We start from the raw sequence: 24,914 nt of genomic DNA on the forward strand, positions 1-24,914 counted from the left end.
CACACTTATTTTGCAGCATCAAAGCCAGCAGGGTCATTAACCGCAGCAGCTGTCATAGATTTAACAATTCGCTTAGTCAAACCAGTCAATACTTTGCCCGGACCAAGTTCATACAGTTTTTCTACTCCAGACTCGTTCATTTTCACTACACCCTCAGTCCAACGTACTGGGCTGTATAGTTGACGAACAAGCGCATCTTTAATTTTGGCAGGATCCGTTTCAGCAATAACATCAACGTTATTAATCACTGGGATCTGCGCTGGTTTTACTTCAATCTCTTCCAATGCAATGGCAAGCTTTTCTGCCGCTGGCTTCATTAAAGCACAGTGAGATGGAACAGACACAGGCAACGGTAATGCGCGCTTAGCGCCCGCTTCTTTACATAGAGCACCAGCTCGTTCAACAGCCGCTTTATTACCTGCAATCACAACTTGCCCAGGTGAGTTGTAGTTTACCGGAGAAACCACTTCACCTTGCGCTGCCTCTTCACACGCTTTAGCGATACTTGCGTCATCCAAACCAATGATGGCATACATAGCACCAACACCTGCTGGAACTGCTTCTTGCATTAACTGGCCACGAATCTCAACTAATTTTATCGCTTGTTTAAAATCTAATACGCCAGCACAAACCAGAGCTGAGTATTCACCTAGGCTGTGACCCGCCAAATTTTCAGGTTGTGCCAGCCCTTGCTCTTGCCATACACGCCAGATAGCAACAGAAGACGCTAACAGTGCAGGTTGAGTACGGAATGTTTCATTTAAATCTTCTACCGGGCCTTGTTGAATTAATGCCCATAAATCGTATCCCAGCGCTTCCGATGCTTCAGCAAAGGTCTGTTTCACGATTTCAAATTGTTCACCTAACTCCGCAAGCATACCTAGGGCTTGAGAGCCTTGGCCTGGGAATACGATAGCAAACTTGCTCATAGCTTTATTTCCTTAAGCAAATAATAATGAAAAGAGGAGCTGTTTCTCAACTCATCTAAAACTTAATTAGTGCAGAGCCCCAAGTGAAGCCGCCACCAAACGCTTCTAACAATACCGTTTGACCACGTTTAATTCGTCCGTCTCGAACCGCTTCATCCAATGCCGTTGGCACGGTTGCAGCCGAGGTATTTCCGTGACGATCTAACGTTACAACCACTTGTTCCATTGGCAGTGACAGTTTTTTCGCCGTAGCTGAAATAATACGGTAGTTGGCTTGATGAGGAACGAGCCAGTCGAGTTCCGACTTATCCATGCCGTTGGCTTTTAATGTCTCTTTTACTAAGCGAGACAATTGGGTAACCGCCACTTTAAACACTTCATTTCCCGCCATGTGAAGCCACGTATTGATGTCTTCCTGATTGCGGCGAGATGGATACCTCAGACTGAGTAGTTCGCCAAAGCGACCATCAGCATTGATGTGAGTCGATAAAATACCTGGCTCTTCGCTGGCAGAGATAACAACCGCACCAGCACCATCACCAAATAAAATAATGGTAGAACGGTCACTTGGATCACAGGTTTTAGAGAGTGTATCTGAGCCAACAACAAGAATATTTTTACATATACCCGATTTAATGTGTTGATCAGCCACTGAAAGCGCATAAACAAAACCAGAACAGGCGGCAGCCATATCAAATGCAGGACAATGCTTAATCCCAAGATTAGCTTGAACCTGACACGCAGCAGATGGGAATGCGTGTGAACCACTGGTCGTCGCGACAATAATCATATCAATATCGTCTTTGTCTAGCCCTGCCATATCAATCGCATTTTGCGCCGCTATGGTAGCCATATCGGCAACAGTTTCGTCTGGAGCTGAAATACGACGTTCTTTGATACCCGTTCTTGCGACAATCCACGCATCGTCGGTGTCTACCATTTTCTCTAAATCTGCATTTGAACGCACTTGAGATGGCAGATAGCTGCCTGTTCCTAAAATTCTACTAAACATGAAGACTAATAATGCCTCTCGAGTAAAACCGCTTCTAAGCGATCGCTAATACGGCTTGGTACTTGTCTTTTGACTTCGTGTACCGCCTCACCAATAGCATTGATAATAGCAGTAACATCTGCACTTCCGTGACTTTTTATCACAATGCCGCGCAATCCTAACAAACTTGCGCCATTATACTGGTCGGGGTTCAGGGTTTTTAGCTCATTAAATAACTCTGAAAACAATTTTCTTGCTACCCAACCTTTAAAACTTGACGCCATCATATGAGCTTTAAGCTTGCCTAAAAACAGATGGGCAACCCCTTCCGAGGTTTTTAAGCAGACATTGCCGACAAAGCCATCACATACAACCACATCAGCAGCATCATGAAATAACTGATCGCCTTCAATGTAACCAGTAAAGTTAATGGATTTTGTTTGGCTGAGCATCTCTGCACAACGTTTTACCAAGTCATTGCCTTTTATCTCTTCTTCACCAATGTTAAGAATTGCCACTCTAGGAGGAGAAGATAAATGCTCTTGTGCCAGCGCGCTGCCCATCACGGCAAACTGGAATAAAGTATCCGCGTCCACGGACACATTGGCCCCTAAATCTAACATCCAGGTTTTCCTACCCTGTGCGGTAGGTAGAGCAGACACCAATGCTGGTCTCTCTATGCCGGGAAGCAATTTAAGTCGAAAACGAGAAAGGGCCATCAAAGCCCCGGTATTGCCACCACTAAGGCATGCATCAGCGCCACCATCGGCAACAAGATCTAACGCAATACGCATGGATGTGCCATCACTGTTACGTAAGGCTAAAGAGGGTTTTTCTGAATTGGCAATAATACGTTCGCTATGCTGAATAGCCAAACGTTGATTCGGTGACTGTCCTAATTGGGTAAGTTGAGATGTGATCGAAGATTGATCACCAACTAGGATCACTTTTAGCTCTGGGAAATGTGACAATGCCTGCACGGCGGCAGGCACTGTTACGCGAGGACCAAAGTCCCCGCCCATTGCATCAAGTGCAACGGTAATAGTTTGCAAAGGTTAACCTTACTTATTGATAACCTTTTTGCCACGGTAGTAACCGTCAGCTGTCATATTATGACGTAGGTGAGTTTCACCTGAAGTTGCGTCTACAGATACTGCTGCTGTAGTTAGCGCATCGTGTGAACGACGCATGCCACGCATTGAACGTGATTTCTTGCTCTTTTGTACGGCCATTGACCCTACTCCTTTGTCCTAACTTTAAACGACTTATCGTTTTAAGTTCTTTAAAACTTCGAAGGGATTCGGTTTTTCTTCCTCAACTTCTTCAGGAAGATCGCCAAATACCAAGTTGTTTGAGTTAACGCTACAGTTCGCTTCATCATGCATCGCAATTTGAGGTAAACCTAAAATGAACTCGTCTTCAACTAATTGTATGAGGTCTACTTCACCGTACTCGTTCAGATCTACCAAATCGTACTCTTCCGGTGCTTCTTCTTCACTTTTCTCACTATAATAGGGAGTATAAGTAAATTGGACATCGCACTGATGTGCGAAAACTTCATTACAACGTTGACACTCTAAATCGACTTCGACGTTAGCTTTACCAGAGATAACGACTAATCGCTGTTCATCAAGCTCAAATGACAATGAGACTTCTGCGTCGCGTTTTACGCTGACAACTGATTCAGCTAATCGCTTAAAAAGACTGATTTGAATGATACCATTGTAATCAAGTCGCTTTTGAGCTGTCTTAGCAGGATCAACCGAGCGCGGTATTTTTACTTTTTGCATAGGGCGCGAATATTATCTTTCAAATCGTCTTGAGTCAAAGAAAAAGATTAAAAACTTACTATTTTTCTTAGCATAGATATCCCTGTTTACCAATCACGACGATCTCGCTATCCTGCTAAGCTACACGTAACCATTAACACACGATTATGACTCAATTAGACTTGGTATTGGCATCCACATCTCGCTATAGAAAATCCATTTTGGATAAACTCTCGATTCCATTTTCTGTCGCCGCTCCACAATGTGATGAAACGCCATTGGAAAACGAAACGCCACAAGAGTTAGTGATGCGTTTAGCTCTTAATAAAGCTCAAAGTTGTTCACTCGATAAACCATCGCTCGTCATTGGCTCTGATCAAGTGTGTGTGATAGATGGAAATATCGTTGGTAAACCGCATAGCAGAGAGAAAGCGATCGAACAGTTAACCTCCGCCAGTGGTAAAATCATTACCTTTTATACAGGCTTAGCGCTTTACAACACTCATTCACAACAATATCAGCAGCAATTAGATACTTTTCGAGTTCACTTTCGCCAATTAACTCAGCAAAAAATTGAGTGTTATATTGATAAAGAGTTACCGCTGGACTGTGCAGGAAGTTTTAAAAGTGAAGGGTTAGGTATTGCTTTATTTAACAAACTTGAAGGGGATGATCCAAACGCCCTCATCGGTTTACCATTAATAACGCTGATTACCATGCTAGAGCAGCAAGGCATCGATATATTACAGTAATTTCCTAAACTAGGGTCTGTTTTCAAATTGAATGGTGCCAACAGCAGACAAACTGCTTACTGTTGGCAACACACGATTTACTCGTCGTTCAGAGTTAATCTCTATCCAGCTTACTTAGTACGTTGTTTAGTTTGTCTTCCATTTCAGCGGCTATTTCCATCCACTCTTCTGTTGCGGGGTGGACAAACTTAATATGTGCAGCATGTAAAAATAGGCGATTTAATCCTACTGCACCCGTATAAGCATCAAAACGTCGGTCGCCATACCTATCGTCCCATGCGATAGGATGTCCGGCATACTGAGTATGCACTCGAATTTGATGCGTACGACCGGTGATTGGGCTAGCTTGAACTAAGGTCGCTTCTTTAAATTTCTCTATAATTTTGAAACGTGTTTCTGAGGCTTTGCCATTAGAGTTAACACGCACAATACTATTCACTTCGTTTTTTAGCAGAGGCGCATTAATCGCCTTACAACTTGCCTTCCACTGCCCCATCACCAAAGCAAAATAGTACTTCTGTACTGTTTTGTTTCTAAACTGAGCTTGTAGATGTCTTAGTGCAGAGCGTTTTTTAGCTACCAACAAAATTCCAGAAGTGTCTCTGTCGATTCGATGCACCAGTTCTAAAAAGCGAGCATCAGGACGCAAAGATCTCAACGCTTCGATAGCGCCGAACTTTAATCCACTTCCACCATGAACCGCAGTACCCGATGGCTTATTTAATATAAGCAAATGCTCATCTTCATAAATAATGCACTGCTCTAATTCTGCGACTTTATTGAGTTTTGTGCTTGGTGCTTCAGGTGTATTGCTCTGGTCAATTTTTACTGGTGGCACGCGTACTATATCATCGGCTTCTAACTTATATTCAGCTTTTACCCGCTTCTTATTTACGCGCACTTCTCCCTTACGAATGATTCTATAAATCAAACTCTTAGGTACATTTTTCAATTGGTTTTTAAGAAAGTTGTCGATCCGTTGTCCCGCCATATCAGCGTCAATATCAACAAATTTCACTTGGGTTTTTATCTCTGTCATAGCAGCTATTCTAACACTCAAAAACAGGAATACTTACTTTTTCTTAGCAACAAGCAATAAAGGGAAATAATTTCAACATTAATTGTAGCAAAAACAGTAAAAAGCGGATTGATAAGCTTATCAGAATGAGTTGTGCATAAAATTTGGGATTAAAATTGGACAAATGTTATCAACAGCTAAGTTTTAAGATAAATAACAAAGAGTTATGATGATGCCATTTTTAGCAAACTTCAAAAAACAGCCTGTTTATAACAAAGCAGATTGCTGAATTTCCCCTTCACTGCTATAGTTCACTCCTATAACGGATAAATTGATTATATTTTGAACTTTTTAGTTTTCCGTAATAAGCGAAAATGAGTAGATGGCTTTATATCAAAATGCAGCATATGGCGTAAGACATTAAGAATAGAGCTGCTTGTCGCACTACTCACCGATTACTAATGTTGAGTATTTACCACTTAAAATGTGGATCAGGGGTTAAACAACTCCTGATGACTGGAGTGTCCGCGAGCATCCCTTCCAGCCGTGAGGTTGCAACGATTAAACCATGGGATCTGACACCATTAGTAACGACGCGAAGCGACAAGTAAAAACACTAAAATAAAGAAAAGACAACGAGAATTTCTACAATGAAAAGAATGTTAATCAACGCAACTCAAAAAGAAGAGTTGCGTGTTGCTTTGGTCGATGGACAGCGACTATTCGATCTTGATATCGAAAGTCCTGGACATGAATCCAAAAAAGCGAATATCTACAAAGGACGTATCACTCGTATTGAACCAAGTTTAGAAGCTGCATTTGTAGACTATGGTGCAGAACGACACGGTTTCCTCCCTCTTAAAGAAGTCGCCCGCGATTATTTTCCTAAAGGTTATACCTACCAAGGCCGCCCAAGCATTAAAGAAGTGCTTGAAGAAGGTCAGGAAGTAATTGTACAGGTTGAAAAAGAAGAGCGCGGTAGCAAAGGTGCAGCCTTAACCACATTTATCTCTCTAGCTGGTAGCTATTTAGTATTGATGCCAAATAACCCTCGTGCAGGCGGAATTTCTCGTCGAATCGAAGGTGATGAGCGTACTCAACTAAAAGCGGCGCTAAGTACATTAGACCTTCCTCAAGGCATGGGCTTAATTGTTCGTACTGCGGGTGTTGGTAAAAGTGCTGAAGAGTTAGAGTGGGATTTAAACTTACTGTTAAATCGCTATGGCGCGATCAAAGAAACGGCAGATTCAAGGCCTGCTCCTTTCTTAATTCACCAAGAAAGTAACGTTATTGTACGTGCTATTCGTGACTATTTACGTCGTGATATTGGTGAGATACTGATCGACAGCAACAGTATTTATGAACGCGCACGTGAGCATATACAATTTGTACGTCCTGACTTTTTAAACCGCGTTAAAAAATACGATGGCGACGTTCCTCTGTTTACCCATTACCAAATCGAAACTCAAATTGAGTCAGCATTCCAGCGTGAAGTTCGTCTTCCTTCTGGTGGTTCAATTGTTATCGACCCAACAGAAGCGTTAACGTCTATCGATATTAACTCTGCCAGAGCAACAAAAGGTGGAGATATTGAAGAGACAGCTCTAAATACCAACCTAGAAGCCGCCGATGAGATTGCACGTCAGTTACGTCTGCGTGATTTAGGTGGTTTAGTGGTAATCGACTTTATCGATATGACGCCAGTACGTCACCAAAGAGAAGTTGAAAATCGTCTTCGCGAAGCGGTACGTATGGACCGTGCTCGTGTTCAGATTGGTCGTATTTCTCGCTTTGGATTGTTGGAAATGTCGCGTCAGCGCTTGAGCCCTTCTTTAGCGGAAGCAAGCCACCATATTTGCCCTCGCTGTATGGGGACAGGTGTCGTTCGTGATAATGAGTCATTAGCGCTATCTGTTCTTCGTCTTATTGAAGAAGAAGCACTAAAAGACAACAGTTCTCAAGTCATGGCAGTGGTACCTGTGGCCATTGCTTCGTATCTGCTCAATGAGAAACGTCGTTCAATTAACCACATTGAAAAGTCACAAAATGTGAAAATCATTATTGTGCCTAATTCGGACATGGAAACACCTCACTTTGAGGTTATTCGTATTCGTGAAGGTGAAGAGCAAGAGCTGCTTTCTTATTTAGTACCGAAGAAACTAGAAGCACTAAAAGAAGCAGAAGCGGCTGAGCAAGAAGAAGTTGATATTAAGCCTCGTAAGATCGAAGAACCAGCACTACAAGGTTTTGCCGGTCCTGCGCAGTCAGCTCCAACGCCAGCACCGACTCCAGCTCCTCAACCTGCCGCGAAGAAAGAACCAAGCCAGCCGGGTATGATTTCTCGCTTCTTAACCGCGTTAGGCAAAATGTTCTCTGGCGCTGAAGAAGAAGTTAAAGAAGAAGTTAAAGAAGAGAAACCACGAAATAATCGTAATAATCGCAATCGCCGTGATAGAAACGATAACCGTCGTCGCAACAACCGTGACGGCAATCGTGAGCAAGGTAACCGAGATCAAAACAGCCGTAATAAACGTAAGCCTAATCAAGCTGATGGCGAACAAGTTTCTACGGATAAACAAGATCCTCGTAAAGAGCAAAATCGTAAACCTAAGCAAGATAAGAGAACCAATAAGAACAACTCTAAACTTGCGGCTCAAGGAAAACAGTTAGCTGAAGACGCGCAGACTGAATCACCAGCAGAAGAAAAAACGGCTCAAGTGAAACAGCGCCGCCAACGTCGTCAGCTTAAAAAGCAAGTGCGCGTTAACAGTCAGTCAAATGAGCAAGAGAATATTACCGCTGTTGCCGTTGACGAACCTATCGCACCAAGTGTCGATGTTCAGAAACCTGAAGTAGAGAAAGAAGAAGGGAAACGTCGCAGTCGTCGTTCTCCTCGTCATCTACGCGCCAGCGGACAGCGTCGTCGTCGTAGTCGTGATCGCAGACCAAACCCATTCCGCCTACGTAAAGGTGGGGTTGCTTCTCCTGAGATGGCAATGGGTAAAGTGATGCCTAAATATGACTTGGCGAAACCGAAACGTAAAGATCGTTCACGTAACAGAAAGTCTAACGTAGAAACATTGGCACTAGGTGGCTTCTCATGTCCTGAAATGGCAATGGGTAAAGTGATCATCTTGAAAGCTGTTGATGAAAATATTATCGACACACCAATGACAGCTGAAACTCACGTGGTAGAAAAAACGGTTGAGCAAACTAAACCTGCTGTGGCAGAAACGAGTACTCCACAGGCCGTAGCCTCAGAGTCCATCGTTTCAGAAACAGTTGCAACTACCGAACCTGCGGTTTCAGAACCTGTTATTTCTGAGAAAACGGTTTCTGAGAAAGTTATTGCTGAAGCAGCAGTGACTGAGGTCAGTGAGCCAGTCGCAGAAGTTAAAGCTGACATTGCACCAGTAGAAGTGGCTGCTAAAGCAGCTGTAGTAAAATCCGTAAGCAAAGCTAAACCCGCTAAGCTTAAGGCACATGCAAGCTCAGCGATGACAAAAGCCCCTGGTCCTCAAGAAATTAAAGAGATCGACGTGGTCGCTGCACCTTTACGCCAAGATAGCTATCTAGCGAAAGGCGCGGGTAGTCAAGTTGCCACAAGCAAAGCTTCTGCAGCGATGACTAAGCCTAACTTCAACTAAACGAACGTTAAGCAACATTACGTTAAGTAACATTAAAAAGGCCAGATAGTTAACCACTATCTGGCCTTTTTTTATCTGTTCCTCACCGCTACAAAAGCTCGACGACATAAAAACAAATAGACAATTCGCTTTATATAAACCCTTAAGATATCTTAAATGGGCAGCAGGATTAAATGATTACCCCGCTTGAAGCGACCCATACAGAGTCTGATATAGCCCTTCAGTATTCACAAGTTCGTGATGCTGCCCCGACTGAATCACCTTGCCATCTTCCAGCACATAAATAAGATCCGCCTGTTTCACCGCAGATAACCTATGCGCCACAATTAATGTTGTTCTGCCATCCAAAAACTGGTTGAGTGCCGAATGTAACGCTGCTTCTGTTGTCGTGTCTAATGCAGATGTCGCCTCATCAAGAATGACAAAATCTGGATTAGCCAGTACCATTCTCGCAATGGCCAGCCGCTGCCGTTGACCACCAGATAACCGGACACCTTGTCGACCTAAAGCCGAATCTAACTGCTCGGTTAAGCCCAACACAAACTCTTTTAACTGCGCAACTTGTAGAGCGTGCCACAGCCGTTCATCATCAATATCTTCACCCAGTGTTAAGTTTTCTCTTAGCGTATCGTTGAATATCATCGGTTGTTGCAACACCACCGCCAATTTTGACCGCAAATTATCGTAGCCGACATTCTCTACTGGATGACCATTAATGAATATCTCCCCGGCATCTTTTTGGTAGATACCAAGTAACAGCTGAATAAGCGTAGACTTCCCACCTCCCGAGGCGCCAACAAGTGCCACCCGTTTTCCTTTAGGAATATGTAGAGTTAAGCCGTCTATAACCTTGCGCTCTTCATTGTATGAAAATTGTAGATTTGAAATAGTAATATCAAATGAACCGTTCTTTTCAAATGGGTTAACAGTTACTGGGGTTTTATGTTCTTCCTCTAACTGCAGTATCACATTTAACCGCTTCATCGCCGCAGAGGCACTAAACCAAGAATATTGAATACTGAGCAAATCTTGTATCGGCGACAGCAAAAACCACAGGTAACCAAACACTGCGATAATTTGCCCTACGGTAAGATCTCCCCACAACACCATAACCATAGAGACGGCGCGAAAGATTTCAAAACCAAGCAAGAACAGCAAAAACGACAACCGATTGGCGGCATCTGATTGCCAAGCAAAGCTGTCAGCGTCTTTACGAATGGCCTCGGAGTCTTGTTGTAAGCGATGTAAATACTCTCGCTCTCTGTTGGATGCTCGCAACTGATATAAGCCATCCAGTGTCTCAACCAGGCGTTGCTGAAAGCGTTCAAATGACTGGTTTTCTCTCTTTTTAAGAACTTTTACCTTCTGCCCCATTTTTTTTGACAGATAGATAATCACCGGATTAAGCAAAACAATAAACAACGCTAGCTTCCAATCCAGCCAAAAAAGCACAGCAGAAATACCAATGGTACTCAGTACGCTAACGACAAAACGACTTAAGCTAGAACTAATAAAATTATCTATCGTCTCAATGTCTGTCACCAGATGGGAGGTCAATGCACCGCTGCCACGCTCTTCATATTGGCGCATACTAATCCGGCCCAATTTACTCAATAACTGTTGACGTAAAAAACAGGTTAGCGATTTAGATATCAAAGTAAATTGACGTGTTTGAAGAATATTCAGGGCCTGACTCGTCACGCGCATAACGATAACCATAATCAGAACCAACACGATGTAGCCTTGAGGCGTTTGCCACATTTGCGGCAATAACTGGTTAAGGAATGCTAAGCCGCCAGCTGGCTGCCCCAGCAACACTTCATCAACCAGCAAAGGTAACAATAAAGGAATTGGAATACTGATGAGCGCTGCCAACAGAGCTACGCAATTGGCAAAAATAAGTGTTTTTTTATGCTTGCGCGCTTCACTAAGCAGCCACTTAGTATTTATTTCTATAAAAGAGTGGGATGACAAAATGGACGTCCATATAAAAAGCCATCTTATAGCTATAGCATGTTAAGACGGCTTAGAAAAACAAATCAAAAAAATTAACATTGATTACACAAACCGCTCATGACATTCTGTTTCGTCAGAAATGAATCACCTATCACTCTCTATTGATGCGATAAGCACCAATTTTTAGTCAAAACATTAATAAATTAAACTAAGAGACTGTGATTAACAATTCATACTCGCGACACAAACGATTATTAGGTTTATGAAAATAAAAACCAACGGACGGATCTCTATCCGTTTTCTACTCCCAATAGGATTGATAGCACTCTATATCGCCATTGCGACATCGGTCGCTGTAGGACCGATGGACATTGCATTAACAGATAGCTTAAGAGCCATCATTCCAAGCTGGATCTATCAAAGTCAGTTTAGTGCCGATCATGTTCAATTGATCATTCAAGAAGTACGTTTACCCCGAACTCTTCTTGCTGTGGCCGTTGGGGCGATATTGGCGCTCTGTGGAGCAGTGATGCAGGGATTATTTAGAAATCCATTAGCTGATCCAGGAATAATTGGCGTATCTGCTGGAGCCGCATTGGGCGCAGCCATTGCCATTGTTCTATTTGGGAACCTAGCAGCAAGTTATCCTAACATACTGTTATTTGGTACTTTGCCTGTTTTCTCATTTATCGGAGGAACCCTCACCACGTTAGTTGTCTATCGACTGGGTACAAGCCAAACGGGTACATCTGTTTCAGTGATGCTGTTGGCTGGTGTCGCCATGAGCGCCTTGGCCGGAGCTGGGTTAGGGCTTATGAACTATTTTGCCGACGATCAGGCGTTAAGGGATTTATCTCTCTGGACTATGGGTTCATTAGCAGGAGCAAGTTGGAATGGCATCGCCCTTGCTTTTATCAGTTTACTTATACTGATGTTTTTCTTTTATCGCGATGCCAATAAGCTCAATGCGTTACTGTTAGGCGAACCAGAAGCAAAACATATGGGCATCAATGTTCAATCACTAAAACGACGTTTAATCTTGCTTAGCGCTGCTGGTGTTGGCGTCACTGTCTCTCTCGCTGGCATGATAGGCTTTATAGGGCTCATCGTGCCTCATCTTGGCCGCATGATATCAGGCCCCAATCATCGCTCTCTCCTGCCCCTCTCCATGATTTTGGGCGGATTACTGTTGCTGATTGCCGATATCATTGCGCGAACCATAAAACCACCATTGGATATGCCTGTGGGTATTGTTACCGCCTTAATCGGAGCCCCCTTCTTTATCTGGTTACTGGTAAAACAGAAGGGCCGTTTATGAGTTCTAAAATCGCAATTAGTATAAAAAATATAAACCTGACTCTGGGTAATAAAGTCATACTTGATAACGTCTCTGTCGACCTCAATTGTGGCGAACTAACCGTATTACTAGGCCCGAACGGAACGGGTAAAAGTAGTTTATTAAAGGTTATCACTCAAGAGTGGCCCTGTTCTGGTGAGGTTTCGTTTTTCGATCAACCTTATCATCAATGGGACGCAGCGGAGCTAGCAAAGCATCTTGGCGTATTGCCTCAAGCGAGCAGTTTAACGTTTAATTTCACCGTAGAAGAGGTGGTTGAACTCGGCGCATTAGCCTTAAGTGAAACTCAACAACAAATTAACAACATTGCGCAAGATAACATGGCAAAGACCGATATTCTCAACCTTGCTCAGCGGCTATACCCCAGCTTGTCTGGAGGTGAAAAGCAACGCGTACATTTAGCAAGAGTACTGACACAATTGGCACAAAGTGGCAACCAAACTTCGCTACTGCTGGATGAGCCCACTTCTTCACTAGATCTCTCTCACCAGCACCAAACCTTGTCCCTAGCGAAATCGTTAGCTCAGGCAGGTGCTTGTGTCATTGCCGTTATACACGACCTTAATTTGGCCGCTCAATATGCAGATCGAGTGCTGATGTTAAACGGAGGAAAGATCGTAGCAGATGGCACGCCGTGGCAAACATTAACAGCAGAAACCATCGAAGGCGTTTATCAGTGGCCGGTACAAATAGTAGAGCATCCTAAAAGGGACTGTCCTGTTATCCTTAGCTAAAGTCAGTATTTGCAGGCATCACGTTAAGTGTTTGTCTGCACTACAATGCCTTATCATTTAGAGTTTTATTCCTTGTATACTCAAGTGACCTCAGGGTGCTTGTTCAGCGAGAATGTATTGGCTGCTGATCAAGACGCCCATTTCTGCGTCAGAGAATCTTGATAGGGAATGCCATTCCTTCCATTATCTTTCTTGAACTGAACGTGTTGATGTTGCTCTGAATCCTGTATCTTGAGGTCACTTGAGTGTAGATCTTAAACTCCTCTCTTTATTACTTTTTATTTAATTTCCGGCTCTTAATAATTGATTATTCTTGAACTTAGTCACACTTTTCTGTAGCATGCGCCACCTTAGTGGGTGTCCGATCACAATTGGTTTTAAAGCGTCTTTTTAAATACGGTTTGGCTTTAGCTTCAATTAAAGATTGGTATTGCGTCTTTATCTTATTAGAAAGAGCCAACATGTTTGAATTTCCTCAATTTTCTAGTCATTCTGCCAAGAATGATATCTTATCAGGCCTTACTGTAGCACTTGCTTTGGTACCAGAAGCCGTCGCATTTGCTTTTGTTGCAGGTGTTGACCCTATGGTTGGCTTATATGCGGCGTTTATCGTCGGCTTGATTACCTCTATTTTTGGTGGTCGCCCAGGAATGATTTCTGGTGCTACAGGTGCGATGGCCGTCGTTATGGTTAGTCTTGTCGCGACTCATGGCATACAGTACCTATTTGCCGCAATATTACTGGCTGGTGTACTGCAAATATCCGCTGGGGTGTTTAAGCTCGGTAAATTCATCCGTATGGTGCCGCATCCTGTGATGATAGGATTTGTAAACGGCTTAGCGATTGTTATCTTCTTAGCGCAGTTGGGTCAGTTTAAAGCCCCGGACCTTAATGGTATTGTCACTTGGCTGCCACAAGGTCAAATGCTGATCATGCTTGGTTTAATCGGCTTAACAATGGCAATCATCCATTTTCTTCCAAAATTTACCACAGCAGTGCCTTCATCTCTGGTTGCCATCGTATCGGTAACACTCATTGTGCAACTGCTTGGCTTAGAAACCCGCACTGTTGTTGACTTCCTTCGCACCATGTCTGGTGACGAAGCCGCCACTCTTGCTGGTAGCTTACCCACGTTTTCAATCCCGTTTGTGCCATTCAGTTTAGAAACGCTACAAATTATCCTACCTTACGCCATCATTCTTGCAGCGGTAGGTCTTATCGAATCTCTACTGACTTTAACGGTCATTGATGAAATGACAAACTCTCGTGGTCAAGCGAACCGCGAATGTGTTGGTCAAGGTATTGCTAACGTTACCTGTTCTTTCTTTGGCGCCATGGGCGGTTGTGCCATGATTGGTCAGTCAATGATAAACGTGAACTCAGGTGGTCGTGGTCGACTTTCTGGTATCGTTGCAGCATTAGCGCTGTTGTCATTCATTTTGTTTGCCTCATCGCTAATTGAGATGATTCCACTCGCTGCGCTAGTTGGTGTTATGTTTATGGTGGTTATCGGGACCTTTGAATGGGCAACCTTCAAGCTCGCACGCCGTGTACCTAAGCAAGACTTCTTCGTTATTGTTCTGGTTACAGTTGTGACTGTGTTGACTGACTTAGCCGTTGCTGTTGCTGTTGGTGTCATTACTTCTGCATTAATGTTTGCATGGCAGCATGCTAAGCACATTTATGCGAGCAGCCAAATGAATAAAGAAGGCTCTAAAGAGTACCATGTTAATGGCCCTATCTTTTTTGGTTCTGCTGCAAACTTCTTAGAGTTATTTGATGCCAAGAACGATCCAAATGACGTTATTGTTGATTTTGGTAACTCGCGTGTTGCAGACCACTCAGCGATTGAAGCGATTGAGACCTTAGCAGAACGCTATACTGCACTAGGCAAAACTCTGCACCTTCGTCACTTGAGCCCAGACTGTCGTACCCTACTTGAAAAAGCAGGCAGCTTGGTTGAAATCAACGTGAAAGAAGATCCAAGCTACAAGGTTGCAACCGACGTACTAGCGGGTTAATCAACCAAAACAAGTATCATTACTTTGACACTAAAAAACCAGTTCATCATGAACTGGTTTTTTTATATTCTTCAACTCTATCAAACAAGCTAAGCTTTACTATTTCAGCTTATCCAAAAGATGCTGGCTGGCATCTTCTATAAGATCTAACACCAATTCAAAACCCGAATTACCACCATAGTATGGGTCTGGTATTTCATTATAGGCCGACTGTGAGTAACTCAAAAATAGCTTAACTTTATGAGCATATTCATCGGGACAGATCTTCATTAACTCACTAATATTGTCATTGTCTGCGGCCAGTATCAGGTCGAAATAGGCAAAATCCTCTAAGCAGACTTGCCTAGACGTAATTCCAGCAAATGAATAGCCACGCTTCTCGCCTGCCGCCTTAGCCCGTGAGTCAGGAGCGTCCCCAACGTGATAGTCAATGGTGCCTGCTGAATCAACTTCTATTGCCACATTTTTTTGGGCTGCAATGGCTTTAAGTACCGCCTCTCCTGTTGGAGAACGACAGATATTACCCATGCAAATAATCAACACTTTTTTCATTGGGTTCACCTTAGCTAAAGTAACCATTAGCAATTCGTGGTTTTTACTCAACTATACTTCAATTATACTCAACTAACCTCAAAATGCTTGTTCAGCGAAAATTTATTGAACGACAGTCAATATCACCTTAGACCATCAAAAAGGATATGTATGTCTTCGCAGGAAATGAAAGAGACACGCCATAAAGAACGACAGCAAAAAGTAAAACAGAAAGTAGACGCAAAAATTGAAGCCGCTCAGCAAGAAAAAGGGCTACTTATTGTGATTACAGGCAATGGCAAAGGAAAGTCTACTTCAGGCTTTGGCACCATTGCACGAGCGGTTGGTCATGGTTTACGTTGCTCTGTGGCTCAATTTATTAAAGGTACATGGGATAACGGAGAGCGAAACCTTTTAGAAAAACTGGGAGTTGAGTTTCAAGTTATGGCGACCGGTTTTACCTGGGAAACACAAAATAAAGAGACCGACACTCAAGCTGCACAACTGGTTTGGCAACAATGTAAACGCATGCTCAGCGACCCCTCTATTGATGTTGTTCTCTTTGATGAACTCACCTATATGGTTAACTATGGCTATATAGAGTTAGAAGAGGTTCTTGCCGCACTCGATGCACGTCCTCATATGCAGTCAGTCATCATTACAGGCCGTGCAGCGCACCGTTCGTTAATTGAAGCCGCAGATACAGTGTCTGAGGTTAAAAACGTTAAACACGCATTTGAGTCTGGCGTAAAAGCCCTTAAAGGGGTGGACTGGTAATACGCAAGGTAGCAGGTTATCTGATACAGAGGTGAACGTGATTCACCTCTTTGATCCCGTTTACTGGAAAGTATCTAGGGTCTGTTGATCTTTCAAGAACAGATTTTGTTCAATCTGAAAGCGGTTTGAGCAAGGCATGAGGAGAGCAGCATAGTTATTCTATGTAAACGACTCATAACACAGCTCAAGACGTTTTCAGATGAACCCTTCGGGCAGCGTTTGTTGGCACTTTCTACTGCGTTATCACCTGATTTGTGTAGATGGCTACACTTCACAGGCGCTGCCTTGTATAAAGCACCAACAAACTGCTGCAAAAATAGTCGCGAAAGGTCAACAGACCCTAGTAAACTATCGCTCGCTTCTATTTTTCATTAATCGATACTCATTGATAGCAGCAATTAATTCGGAAGTGTTAATGTACTTTGCAATAAAGTAGGGAGGAATCAAGAAAACAAATAAATACAAAGATTCATGAAAAAATAACCTCATAATCATCTCTTCATGGTCAAAGTAAGCAAAAATCGCCAGTACATCTAGCAAGATACCAAGCCCAACCATAACAATAGAGACAATCAATACCAATCCCAGCATATCTCTTATAAAAATTTTCCTTTTCATCACACTATTGCTCTTAAAACAGCCGTTTTTCAAAATTACTCTTCGAGCGACAGATAAAAGTTGATTGAGATCACATAATTATCGACGTGAGTAAAAACTAAGATTTTAAGACTGATCTGTTTTAATTTCCGTTTGGCGCTTTAACATGACTTGATTAGCGGACAATTATCACTTCTTTTCTTCAAACCATTTTTTTCGATCCGCCGTATCTTTAAAGGTCCAAGCAATAAAGCGACTGACTTTCTGACCTTGGCTCATCTCAACTATTTGTATCTCTTTTGCGGCTACTTTTTGTAAGTTTTTCTTCATACCTCTGACATTATCTTTTTTGGACACTAAGGTAGAAAACCAGAGCACTTGCTCAGCAAACTGTTTGCTTTCAAACGCCATATTTTTAATAAATGCAGCTTCCCCACCAGCGCACCATAGTTCAGCTTGCTGACCACCAAAGTTGAGCACCGACTTAGGATTGTTCTGTTGTGCCCCCTGTTTACCACGCTTAACCCGGTTAGCCGCTAAATTAACCAGCTTTCGCTTAGTGCCTTGTTGCGCCTCTTGTAACGACTTATGAAAAGGAGGGTTGCACATGGTGATGTCATAAAACTCATTCGGCTGAATAATATTAGTAAACAGGTGACGGCTGTTACTTTGCAAACGGCATTCAACCTTCCCCTTAAGTACCCTATTGCTTTTGACTATGGAATTAACAACCTTGACGGAAACAGGATCCACATCACTGGCAACATAACGCCAGCCATAATCCACGGCTCCAACAATCGGATAAACACAGTTAGCCCCGACCCCAATATCCAGCGCTTTAACCAATGAGTGTTTTATATCTTCACACTCACTGATTAATAGATCCGCCAGCCTATGAACATAGTCGGCTCGACCGGGTATAGGAGGACAAAGATAATTGTCCGGTATATCCCAAGTTGTCAGCTGATAAAAATGAGAGAGTAACGCTTTATTGAGCAATTTAACCGCAACAGGATCGGAGAAATTGATGCTCCAGTCCCCTTTAGGATTTTTGATCAGGTGCGACTTTAAGGCAGGTAGCGATTTAACCAAAGCAACAAAATCATAACGTCCTATATGTTTATTACGGGGATGCAATCCAACGTTATTACTAATAGTGACAATTTTACAACTTGCTGAGCCCACTTTAGCAGCCGGCGTTCTAGAGTGTTGTTTAGCGTTGTTCATATAATGCGTCTGCCTAACGTCTACAGCGATGATTTAATTTGAGCTTTCAGTTGCCATAGATGTTCAATGGCAACCATATAATCTGGATAGTCACAAAAGAACTCGCGTTGTTGTTCTGTCATCTCATCCAGTTCACTCTTAAGCTTCCAGTAGAGAGTTGACGTGTGCAGCATGGCTGAGAGAGGCTTATAAACAAATTTTTGATACAAGCTAGCCAGACTCTCTTCCAACTGACCCTGCTGCTCTTGATGTTCTACCGGAGTCTTAATGCTGGTAATAAAAAGAAGATACTCTTCACTTGTGGTCAAACTCTCCATGACCGGCTTATTCTCTTTTGCCAACAGTTCCAGTTGCTGATTAATTAACATCAACCAGTTCTCTTTCGTCAAATCGTCCTGCTCAACGTGAACAAAATCATTAGCAATCTTTTGTTCTACTCTCTTTTGTGACGTTTTGAGTACCTTTCGTACTGCTTGAAACGGTAATTGATACTGTTTGCAAAGCTCAATAATAAGTGTGTGGAAACCACCACCGGGAAGGTGAAGGTTCTCTTTAAAAAGTGCTATCGCACGCTTTTGCTTTTCGGTCAACTGACTCATTTTCAGTACTTGTTCCAATATCTGTTCCAAAATAGTAAAGGAGCATTTCTGCTCCTTTAAATAACCAAATGACAGCGGCTTAGTTAAATAAGCTTTTTAACAGCTGCTTGGTACTGTCATCTTTAATTTTATCATCCAGAAGTTTATTCAGCTCTTTTTCTGCTTTTTTCTCTAGCTGCTTCTTCTTCTCTTTCTCTAATTTCTTCCACAACTTATCAAACTCTATTTCATATTGTGGCTTGGCCCATTGACCATATAGATGAACAGGAATAGTAATGTCTTTTAGCTCATTAATATCCTTACCGCCTTGCCCTTCTAACGAGCCGACGAGAGAGGTATCCAAGTTCATGTCCATGGTCTCTTCAATATAGTTGACCTTACCCTCACCATGAACACGAAGTAGAGGAGAAGAAACCGTTAGATCATTCGTGGTCATCTGCCCTTTAGATAGCTTCAACGTTGCTTTCATCGCACTAAAGTCTGTTTTTTGAGACTCTTGAGCACTTTGCTCAACCGTCTCTCCTTTGATCTTGGCGTAATTAACGCGAATGATCTGCGCAATATTGATGCCATTTACCGCACCATCCGCAAAGTTAATTTTGACCACACCGGCTAAATTCTTCTTCAGCCCAGTTGGCGTCAAACTCATACCTTTCACATTGACATCAATATTCCCGGTACCTTCCACCATGTCGTTATCTACTGCGTCTTTTAATAGAGGTTGTACTTGTACACCCACTATTTTTTTCTTTGCCCAATAACTGGCGGGTGACTTACGAGCATCTAACTGTGCTGATGCCGAAATCGAACCTTGATATAAGTTGGAAGTGAAAGAGTTTAAATCTACAACACCACGATCAACAGCGAACGAAGTCGTAACCTTCTGCATACGCACATTATTCGCTTTAAACTTATCTATGGTCACTTTACCCTGAATATCTAGGGTTTTAAGTGCCGATAAATCCGGTTCGACTTCTTGTTTCGGTGCAGTTGCTCCCCCCTCTTTTTGACCACTGCCACTACCACTATCTGTTGGTGCAGGTTGAGAGGCGGTTTTGTTTAAACCTAAAAACGCATCTAAATCAATCTCTGGGCTATGAAGCGAAAATCGAACTTTAGCAATCGTCGCCAATTGTACTGTCGCACTGCCATCTAGCTGAATGGCATTTAAAGCCAATTTGTTCAACGTCAAGGCAATAAACTGCTTGTTCAAATCAAAGCTAAAAGTAGACTCACCAACAATCTTCATTGGAGACTGCGGCAATGATGCCCCTTTTAGCTCCGTATTTAGCTGCATGTTTTCCAGAAGTACTCCGCTTATCGCCTTATCAATCATAAGGTCGGACGTTAACGACATATCAATATCTAACTCAGCCGCCTTACCTTTCACTGCCAGTTTCAACTTATTGACTTGATCGAATACAAAAGTATCTAAGTGAATAGAAGCATTAGAAATCGATGTAGTTGGATCTTCAAATGTGGCATCAAAAGCGATGTTTCTTAACTGATAATTGGCCAAGTCTTTGGATAAGGTAAACTCCGCTAATCCTTTCGCGGTAAAAGATTGCTCGTTATTATTGCCTTTCGCTTCAAAATTAACCGTCGTCCACTGATCAAATACAAACTCAGACACAGATAGACCAACATCATATAACTTGGTATGACTGCCTTTTGCGTCATCGGTTATTTCGAGTAAAGCATTGGTAATGGAAATACCGGCCAAGTTAATATCCCACTGCTGGGTATTAGCCACAGTATCTGTGCTCTTTGCCGCTTCAACAGGTGCAGACTCTACTTTCGGCTCAGCAGCATTTGTGCTGCTAGCTGTCTCGGACGATTTATTGCTCAAGGCATCTAAATTGCTTCGTCCATCTTTTAATGTCTCTAAATAAATTTCTGCGCCATCCAGTGCCACATTACCGATCATCAGTTGCTGGCCAAATAGCGGAAGTACCGAAACATCGACGCCAATCTCGCTGATTTTTAATAGATTGTCATTGCTAAACCCTTGCGGGTTTTTTAGTTCAGTTTGACCTAACGACAAACCAACCGATGGAAAAAATCGCCAACCTATATCCCCTTCAATCACCAAATCCAGTCCAGTTTGTTTCTTGGTTTGCTCTACAATAAGAGGCTTGAACTGATTGGGGTCGACAAATAAAAGAAGGGCTGCAATAGCGATAACCACCGCTAATACAGGAATGCCTATAATGAGAAACAGTTTTTTCATTGTTTTATCCCTGCTAAATGAAAATAACGTATAGCTGAAGAGTTGTAATTGCTATAACGAATCAAACTACTAAGACTAAAAATGGCACATAAAGTGCCATTTTTTCAATAAGGTATTGTACTTTTTTATCTTAATTGACAAAAAATCAATCGAAACTGCCGTTCAATTAAGACTTAAGCAACTTAGCGATATGCGCTTTTAGCACATCTATAGCAATTCTATTTTTACCACCACGAGGAACAATAATGTCTGCATATTGTTTAGACGGCTCGATAAACTGCATAAACATTGGACGTACTGTTTTCTGATACTGCTTCAGTACCGACTCCATTGTTCTACCACGCTCTTGTACATCGCGAGTCACACGACGCAATAAACAGATATCCAACGGTGTATCCATAAAGATCGATGCATGCATCAAGTCACGTAAACGTGGATCGGTTAACAACAAAATACCTTCTAAAATAATCACTTTTTTAGGAGTCATCGTCACCGTATTATCGGTACGAGTATGATCGGTATAGCTGTACTCCGGCACTTCAACTGAATTACCTGCAATAAGTTGTTCAAGATGTTGGCAGAGTAAGTCATGATCCAGTGCACTTGGATGGTCATAGTTGGTTTTGACGCGTTCATCCATGCTTAGATGACTTTGATCTTGATAGTAGCAATCTTCCGTAATGACACCTATTTGATGGTCACCTACTTTTTCAAGCAACTCTCCATAAATAGTACTGGCGATTAAACTTTTTCCAGAAGCCGATGCGCCGGCTATGCCGACAATGACGCATTGATTATTTTCAGACATGATTCGCACTTGGTGATGGTTGAATAAACCGCCCGATTATAAGGCCTTCGATAGCGAGTTACTAGGATTTGTATCAAGAGATTTCAGCTTTTTCTCGCTAATTTATGATGAGCGCGTGAAAAGTGTCCAGCACAGAATGCTCCTACTATTGATAACTCACCAGCCAAACAGAGTGCAGCACATACTTCTGCTAACGCTTGTGACTTTCCTTGCCCATATAAGCCCATCAATTCTAAACACGCTTTCTGGCTTGGTAACCCCGTTCCACCACCAACAGATCCCACCATTAAGTTAGGTAAAGTCACGCTGGCGTATAGATCACCATTGCGATCCACTTCCATTCGCGTCATGCCTATAGCAGATTCCGCTACACACGCCGCATCTTGACCACACGCTATATAAAAAGCGGCGAGTGCATTAGCATAGTGTGCGTTAATACCAATTGTGCCACTTAGTGCACCACCAACGGTGGTCATCAGACCAAACTGCATCATTTTTTCCGGCGTGGTATGCAGATATTTTTGGATTAATTTAGCTGGAATATGGGCTTCAGCGGTCACTTTTTTGCCGCGTACACTTCGCAACGTTTGGCTATTGGCTTTTTTATCACCCGACAAGTTTCCATCCAAGAATGCGTACTCTGGCTCCACCGGCGTATTCGCCAAAATAAACTCAAATACCGCGTTGGTGGCGATGGTCACCATGTTTTGCCCTGAGGCATCACCGGTCAAAAATTCGAAGACTAAGTAAACATGATTGCCTTCAATATTGATATTGACATCGGTTAGTTTACCGTGTGATGTTGTGGACTCGGCAATCTGCTTAAATTGATCATATTGATTAACGGCCCAAGCAACAAATTGTCCCGCTTCTGCTAACCCATAAAAAGCAAAACCGGGAGTTCTCGTTACTCCCTCATTGAGCAACATAGCGCTCACACCACCCGCTTCAGTTAACAGTTTCGCCCCACGATTATAAGAGGCCACTAGCGCCGCCTCAGTCGTTGCCAATGGAACCAAAAAGTCGTCTTTGGCGAATAGACCATTTACTCTTAAAGGTCCAGCAAGCCCGACAGGAACTTTCACCGTTCCAATAAAATGCTCGATGTTTCTGTAATAAGCGTCTGTTTGCTGTTGCGTATGAGGATCAAGCAGCTCTGCTTTTGCTGGTAAGTTATCCAACACTTGCCAGCGCCGTTCAAGATTCTTTTCTGTTAAAAAAGGACTTGGCGTTAACTTGTTGTGAACGGGCTGGAACTTACCAGATAAAGTTTGTTGCAGTTGTTCTGAGGTGATTCCATCACCGAGAATGGATACATAGTCACGACGATGCAAATCAAGTTTAGACATAGCACTATAAGATTAAAAATTTTTGCTGATTCTACCGACTTATCATCGGGACACAAGCGTTAGCTCACCTTAACTTGGTTACGCCCCGACTGTTTCGCCAGATAAAGAGCTTCATCAGCACGTTTAAATATCTCCTGCTGATCCAGCCGTTCATCTCGCACAGTAAAACAGCCAACGGAAACAGAATAAGGTATCTCTTCGTTATCAGACAGATAAGGACGCCTTTGTAAATTGCTACGAATTCTATCGCCAATAGCAAAGGCATCCGCTTCATTGGTATTTGGCAGCAAAATAGCAAACTCTTCCCCACCAATACGCGCTAAGTAATCCACACTTCTAAGCACCTGTTGGCACAGCTGCGTAAAATGACACAGCACCTTGTCACCAACATGATGTCCATAATTATCGTTGATACGCTTAAAGTAGTCTAAATCCATAAAGATAAGAGAGAAGGAGTGCTTATTCTTCCTGTATTCAAGGATATGTTGATAAATGAGTGAATCTATTTTTCTTCGGTTTAGAACACCAGTCAATGGATCCGTCGAGGCTTCATACCGTAATCGCTCTTCCTCTTCTTTTCGTTGAGTGATGTCCAGCAATATTCCGGCGATAAAATCCCCTTTTTTCTGTGGATTCTTATCCACCGTTGCCGACACTTCTACCCAACGCTCATCTCGACTCTCTGTGGCTATTTTTAAATCACATTGAAATGAGTCACTTCCTGAGCGAATAAACTGACGAATAGCATCAAAAAATACACATCTGTAGTCAGGGTGTATCAATCTCAGCCACTGTCTAAAAGAGAACTGTAAGTTATGGTGTTTCTCTGGAGTACGGCTTAACAGCTCTGAAGTACACCATAAATGTCCCCTACGAATATCCAGTTCCCACGCACTAAAAGCGGTGATTTTCTTTAATACTTCAAGTTGTCTTGTCTTCGCACTAAGACTGTCCCGCAATACCGCACCAGAAATCAGAAAACTGGCGGTTCGCAATAACGCAATTTCACTAGCCGACCACTGATAGTCTCGCTCGCAATCATCAAAACCTAATGTCCCCCACCACTTATTCTCCACGAATATCGGAATAGTGAGCATAGATAAAATCCGCTGACCTTCTAGATAGGTTTTTAGCCAGGTATCAGGTAACAGGCTTGTGGTAACATCTTGATATTCACCTCGCATCCGACTTTCGATTAACGATTGGTATTCTGGCTCATTTCTATTGGACTTAAAGCGATTAAAGCTGGGTAAACCGATCTGCACATATTTCTCGTCTGACGCCCACTCAAATACATAATCCTGCAGAACAAATTGCGCTTGCAACTCGAGAGTTTGAAATATCCATACACGGCTTACTTTGGTGATTTTGCCAAGATCTTGCAAAAGTGCGTTAACGCCTTCGGGCCATCCTCTACCTGTGGTGAGATCTTCAGCGCTGCGGGCTATTGCCGCCAGCAACTCATTTTCTAGATTATTAGCTTGAGCGTAGTCTAAATTGTCAAAGCTACCTGTCTGGATCGTCATACACTCTCTATTTAACTGAAATGTCGAAAAGGCTTTCCGTTATCTCTTTTGAGCTGAAGCCACTTTCTTTCATTAAACTCACCTTCTTCCATTGAA

At 42.7% G+C, this 24,914-nt stretch carries 21 protein-coding genes; 6 read left to right on the forward strand and 15 right to left on the reverse strand.

From position 1 onward, the window contains the following. Positions 1–5: 5 nt before the first annotated feature. The 5 genes from fabD to yceD are packed head-to-tail and all read right to left on the reverse strand — an operon-like array spanning position 6 to position 3,710. Positions 6–929: an ACP S-malonyltransferase gene (gene fabD, locus F0227_RS09210; RefSeq protein WP_171752902.1), complete on the reverse strand. Its 924-nt coding sequence runs from the start codon at positions 927–929 to the stop codon at positions 6–8. A gap of 55 nt (positions 930–984) precedes the next feature. Next, positions 985–1,941: a beta-ketoacyl-ACP synthase III gene (locus F0227_RS09215; protein ID WP_171752903.1), complete on the reverse strand. Its 957-nt coding sequence runs from the start codon at positions 1,939–1,941 to the stop codon at positions 985–987. A gap of 5 nt (positions 1,942–1,946) precedes the next feature. Next, positions 1,947–2,972: a phosphate acyltransferase PlsX gene (plsX, locus tag F0227_RS09220; protein WP_171752904.1), complete on the reverse strand. Its 1,026-nt coding sequence runs from the start codon at positions 2,970–2,972 to the stop codon at positions 1,947–1,949. Between the two features lie 9 nt (positions 2,973–2,981). Continuing rightward, positions 2,982–3,152: a 50S ribosomal protein L32 gene (rpmF, locus tag F0227_RS09225; RefSeq protein WP_171752905.1), complete on the reverse strand. Its 171-nt coding sequence runs from the start codon at positions 3,150–3,152 to the stop codon at positions 2,982–2,984. A 33-nt stretch (positions 3,153–3,185) separates the two neighbouring features. Further along, the gene (yceD, locus tag F0227_RS09230; protein WP_171752906.1) at positions 3,186–3,710 is read right to left on the reverse strand and encodes a 23S rRNA accumulation protein YceD; all 525 of its coding nucleotides are present in this window, start codon (positions 3,708–3,710) and stop codon (positions 3,186–3,188) included. Between the two features lie 146 nt (positions 3,711–3,856). Between yceD and F0227_RS09235 the strand changes: the two genes are divergently transcribed. Further along, complete coding sequence (locus tag F0227_RS09235) at positions 3,857–4,441, forward strand: nucleoside triphosphate pyrophosphatase (protein ID WP_171752907.1); 585 nt, start codon at positions 3,857–3,859, stop codon at positions 4,439–4,441. A gap of 94 nt (positions 4,442–4,535) precedes the next feature. On the opposite strand, the gene rluC is transcribed toward F0227_RS09235, so the two are convergent. Continuing rightward, the gene (gene rluC / locus F0227_RS09240; protein WP_171752908.1) at positions 4,536–5,480 is read right to left on the reverse strand and encodes a 23S rRNA pseudouridine(955/2504/2580) synthase RluC; all 945 of its coding nucleotides are present in this window, start codon (positions 5,478–5,480) and stop codon (positions 4,536–4,538) included. A 629-nt stretch (positions 5,481–6,109) separates the two neighbouring features. Here rluC and rne point away from each other — a divergent pair. After that, complete coding sequence (rne, locus tag F0227_RS09245) at positions 6,110–9,106, forward strand: ribonuclease E (RefSeq protein WP_171752909.1); 2,997 nt, start codon at positions 6,110–6,112, stop codon at positions 9,104–9,106. Between the two features lie 177 nt (positions 9,107–9,283). Here rne and F0227_RS09250 read toward each other — a convergent pair whose 3' ends face one another. Further along, on the reverse strand, positions 9,284–11,005 hold the full coding sequence (locus tag F0227_RS09250) for an ATP-binding cassette domain-containing protein (RefSeq protein ID WP_171752951.1): 1,722 nt from the start codon (positions 11,003–11,005) through the stop codon (positions 9,284–9,286). A gap of 319 nt (positions 11,006–11,324) precedes the next feature. On the opposite strand from F0227_RS09250, the gene F0227_RS09255 reads away from it, so the two are divergent. The 3 genes from F0227_RS09255 (at position 11,325) to F0227_RS09265 (ending at position 15,174) form a co-directional block, all read left to right on the forward strand. Further along, positions 11,325–12,380, forward strand: a complete 1,056-nt coding sequence (locus F0227_RS09255; protein WP_171752910.1) for an iron ABC transporter permease — start codon at positions 11,325–11,327, stop codon at positions 12,378–12,380. A gap of 8 nt (positions 12,381–12,388) precedes the next feature. After that, the gene (locus F0227_RS09260; RefSeq protein ID WP_345775801.1) at positions 12,389–13,153 is read left to right on the forward strand and encodes a heme ABC transporter ATP-binding protein; all 765 of its coding nucleotides are present in this window, start codon (positions 12,389–12,391) and stop codon (positions 13,151–13,153) included. Positions 13,154–13,614: 461 nt separating this feature from the next. Then, positions 13,615–15,174 carry a SulP family inorganic anion transporter gene (locus tag F0227_RS09265; protein ID WP_171752912.1) on the forward strand — a complete coding sequence of 520 codons (1,560 nt, stop codon included), beginning with the start codon at positions 13,615–13,617 and terminating at the stop codon, positions 15,172–15,174. Positions 15,175–15,273: 99 nt separating this feature from the next. Here the strand turns inward: F0227_RS09265 and F0227_RS09270 are convergent, their stop codons facing one another. Then, positions 15,274–15,726: a low molecular weight protein-tyrosine-phosphatase gene (locus F0227_RS09270; protein WP_171752913.1), complete on the reverse strand. Its 453-nt coding sequence runs from the start codon at positions 15,724–15,726 to the stop codon at positions 15,274–15,276. Positions 15,727–15,876: 150 nt separating this feature from the next. Between F0227_RS09270 and cobO the strand changes: the two genes are divergently transcribed. Further along, positions 15,877–16,482, forward strand: coding sequence for a cob(I)yrinic acid a,c-diamide adenosyltransferase (cobO, locus tag F0227_RS09275; protein ID WP_171752914.1), 606 nt, complete (start codon positions 15,877–15,879; stop codon positions 16,480–16,482). A 348-nt stretch (positions 16,483–16,830) separates the two neighbouring features. Here cobO and F0227_RS09280 read toward each other — a convergent pair whose 3' ends face one another. The 7 genes from F0227_RS09280 to F0227_RS09310 form a co-directional block, all read right to left on the reverse strand. Then, positions 16,831–17,100, reverse strand: coding sequence for a D-fructose-6-phosphate amidotransferase (locus F0227_RS09280; RefSeq protein WP_216613375.1), 270 nt, complete (start codon positions 17,098–17,100; stop codon positions 16,831–16,833). A 168-nt stretch (positions 17,101–17,268) separates the two neighbouring features. Then, entirely contained in the window at positions 17,269–18,306 is a 1,038-nt protein-coding gene (rlmF, locus tag F0227_RS09285) for a 23S rRNA (adenine(1618)-N(6))-methyltransferase RlmF (protein WP_171752916.1), read from the reverse strand. A 20-nt stretch (positions 18,307–18,326) separates the two neighbouring features. After that, complete coding sequence (locus F0227_RS09290) at positions 18,327–18,923, reverse strand: hypothetical protein (protein WP_171752917.1); 597 nt, start codon at positions 18,921–18,923, stop codon at positions 18,327–18,329. Positions 18,924–18,984: 61 nt separating this feature from the next. Beyond that, positions 18,985–21,135: an AsmA family protein gene (locus F0227_RS09295; RefSeq protein ID WP_171752918.1), complete on the reverse strand. Its 2,151-nt coding sequence runs from the start codon at positions 21,133–21,135 to the stop codon at positions 18,985–18,987. A gap of 166 nt (positions 21,136–21,301) precedes the next feature. Then, positions 21,302–21,943 (reverse strand): uridine kinase, encoded by a 642-nt coding sequence (gene udk / locus F0227_RS09300; protein ID WP_171752919.1) that lies wholly within the window; start codon positions 21,941–21,943, stop codon positions 21,302–21,304. 83 nt (positions 21,944–22,026) lie between these two features. Continuing rightward, complete coding sequence (locus F0227_RS09305; RefSeq protein ID WP_171752920.1) at positions 22,027–23,292, reverse strand: hydroxymethylglutaryl-CoA reductase; 1,266 nt, start codon at positions 23,290–23,292, stop codon at positions 22,027–22,029. A 59-nt stretch (positions 23,293–23,351) separates the two neighbouring features. Further along, positions 23,352–24,818: a sensor domain-containing diguanylate cyclase gene (locus tag F0227_RS09310; protein ID WP_171752921.1), complete on the reverse strand. Its 1,467-nt coding sequence runs from the start codon at positions 24,816–24,818 to the stop codon at positions 23,352–23,354. Between the last annotated feature and the right edge of the window lie 96 nt (positions 24,819–24,914).

Source organism: Vibrio sp. 99-8-1, assembly GCF_013114595.1.
Taxonomy (GTDB): Bacteria; Pseudomonadota; Gammaproteobacteria; order Enterobacterales; family Vibrionaceae; genus Vibrio.

What these genes read in the sequence shown, in the direction of transcription:
- F0227_RS09280 (WP_216613375.1), bottom strand. Translation starts at nt 17,100, where the DNA reads ATGAAAAGGAAAATTTTTATAAGAGATATGCTGGGATTGGTATTGATT.
- cobO (WP_171752914.1), top strand. Translation starts at nt 15,877, where the DNA reads ATGTCTTCGCAGGAAATGAAAGAGACACGCCATAAAGAACGACAGCAA.
- F0227_RS09270 (WP_171752913.1), bottom strand. Translation starts at nt 15,726, where the DNA reads ATGAAAAAAGTGTTGATTATTTGCATGGGTAATATCTGTCGTTCTCCA.
- F0227_RS09215 (WP_171752903.1), bottom strand. Translation starts at nt 1,941, where the DNA reads ATGTTTAGTAGAATTTTAGGAACAGGCAGCTATCTGCCATCTCAAGTG.
- F0227_RS09255 (WP_171752910.1), top strand. Translation starts at nt 11,325, where the DNA reads ATGAAAATAAAAACCAACGGACGGATCTCTATCCGTTTTCTACTCCCA.
- F0227_RS09265 (WP_171752912.1), top strand. Translation starts at nt 13,615, where the DNA reads ATGTTTGAATTTCCTCAATTTTCTAGTCATTCTGCCAAGAATGATATC.
- F0227_RS09235 (WP_171752907.1), top strand. Translation starts at nt 3,857, where the DNA reads ATGACTCAATTAGACTTGGTATTGGCATCCACATCTCGCTATAGAAAA.
- rne (WP_171752909.1), top strand. Translation starts at nt 6,110, where the DNA reads ATGAAAAGAATGTTAATCAACGCAACTCAAAAAGAAGAGTTGCGTGTT.
- rpmF (WP_171752905.1), bottom strand. Translation starts at nt 3,152, where the DNA reads ATGGCCGTACAAAAGAGCAAGAAATCACGTTCAATGCGTGGCATGCGT.
- F0227_RS09310 (WP_171752921.1), bottom strand. Translation starts at nt 24,818, where the DNA reads ATGACGATCCAGACAGGTAGCTTTGACAATTTAGACTACGCTCAAGCT.
- fabD (WP_171752902.1), bottom strand. Translation starts at nt 929, where the DNA reads ATGAGCAAGTTTGCTATCGTATTCCCAGGCCAAGGCTCTCAAGCCCTA.
- F0227_RS09295 (WP_171752918.1), bottom strand. Translation starts at nt 21,135, where the DNA reads ATGAAAAAACTGTTTCTCATTATAGGCATTCCTGTATTAGCGGTGGTT.
- rlmF (WP_171752916.1), bottom strand. Translation starts at nt 18,306, where the DNA reads ATGAACAACGCTAAACAACACTCTAGAACGCCGGCTGCTAAAGTGGGC.
- F0227_RS09305 (WP_171752920.1), bottom strand. Translation starts at nt 23,292, where the DNA reads ATGTCTAAACTTGATTTGCATCGTCGTGACTATGTATCCATTCTCGGT.
- rluC (WP_171752908.1), bottom strand. Translation starts at nt 5,480, where the DNA reads ATGACAGAGATAAAAACCCAAGTGAAATTTGTTGATATTGACGCTGAT.
- yceD (WP_171752906.1), bottom strand. Translation starts at nt 3,710, where the DNA reads ATGCAAAAAGTAAAAATACCGCGCTCGGTTGATCCTGCTAAGACAGCT.
- udk (WP_171752919.1), bottom strand. Translation starts at nt 21,943, where the DNA reads ATGTCTGAAAATAATCAATGCGTCATTGTCGGCATAGCCGGCGCATCG.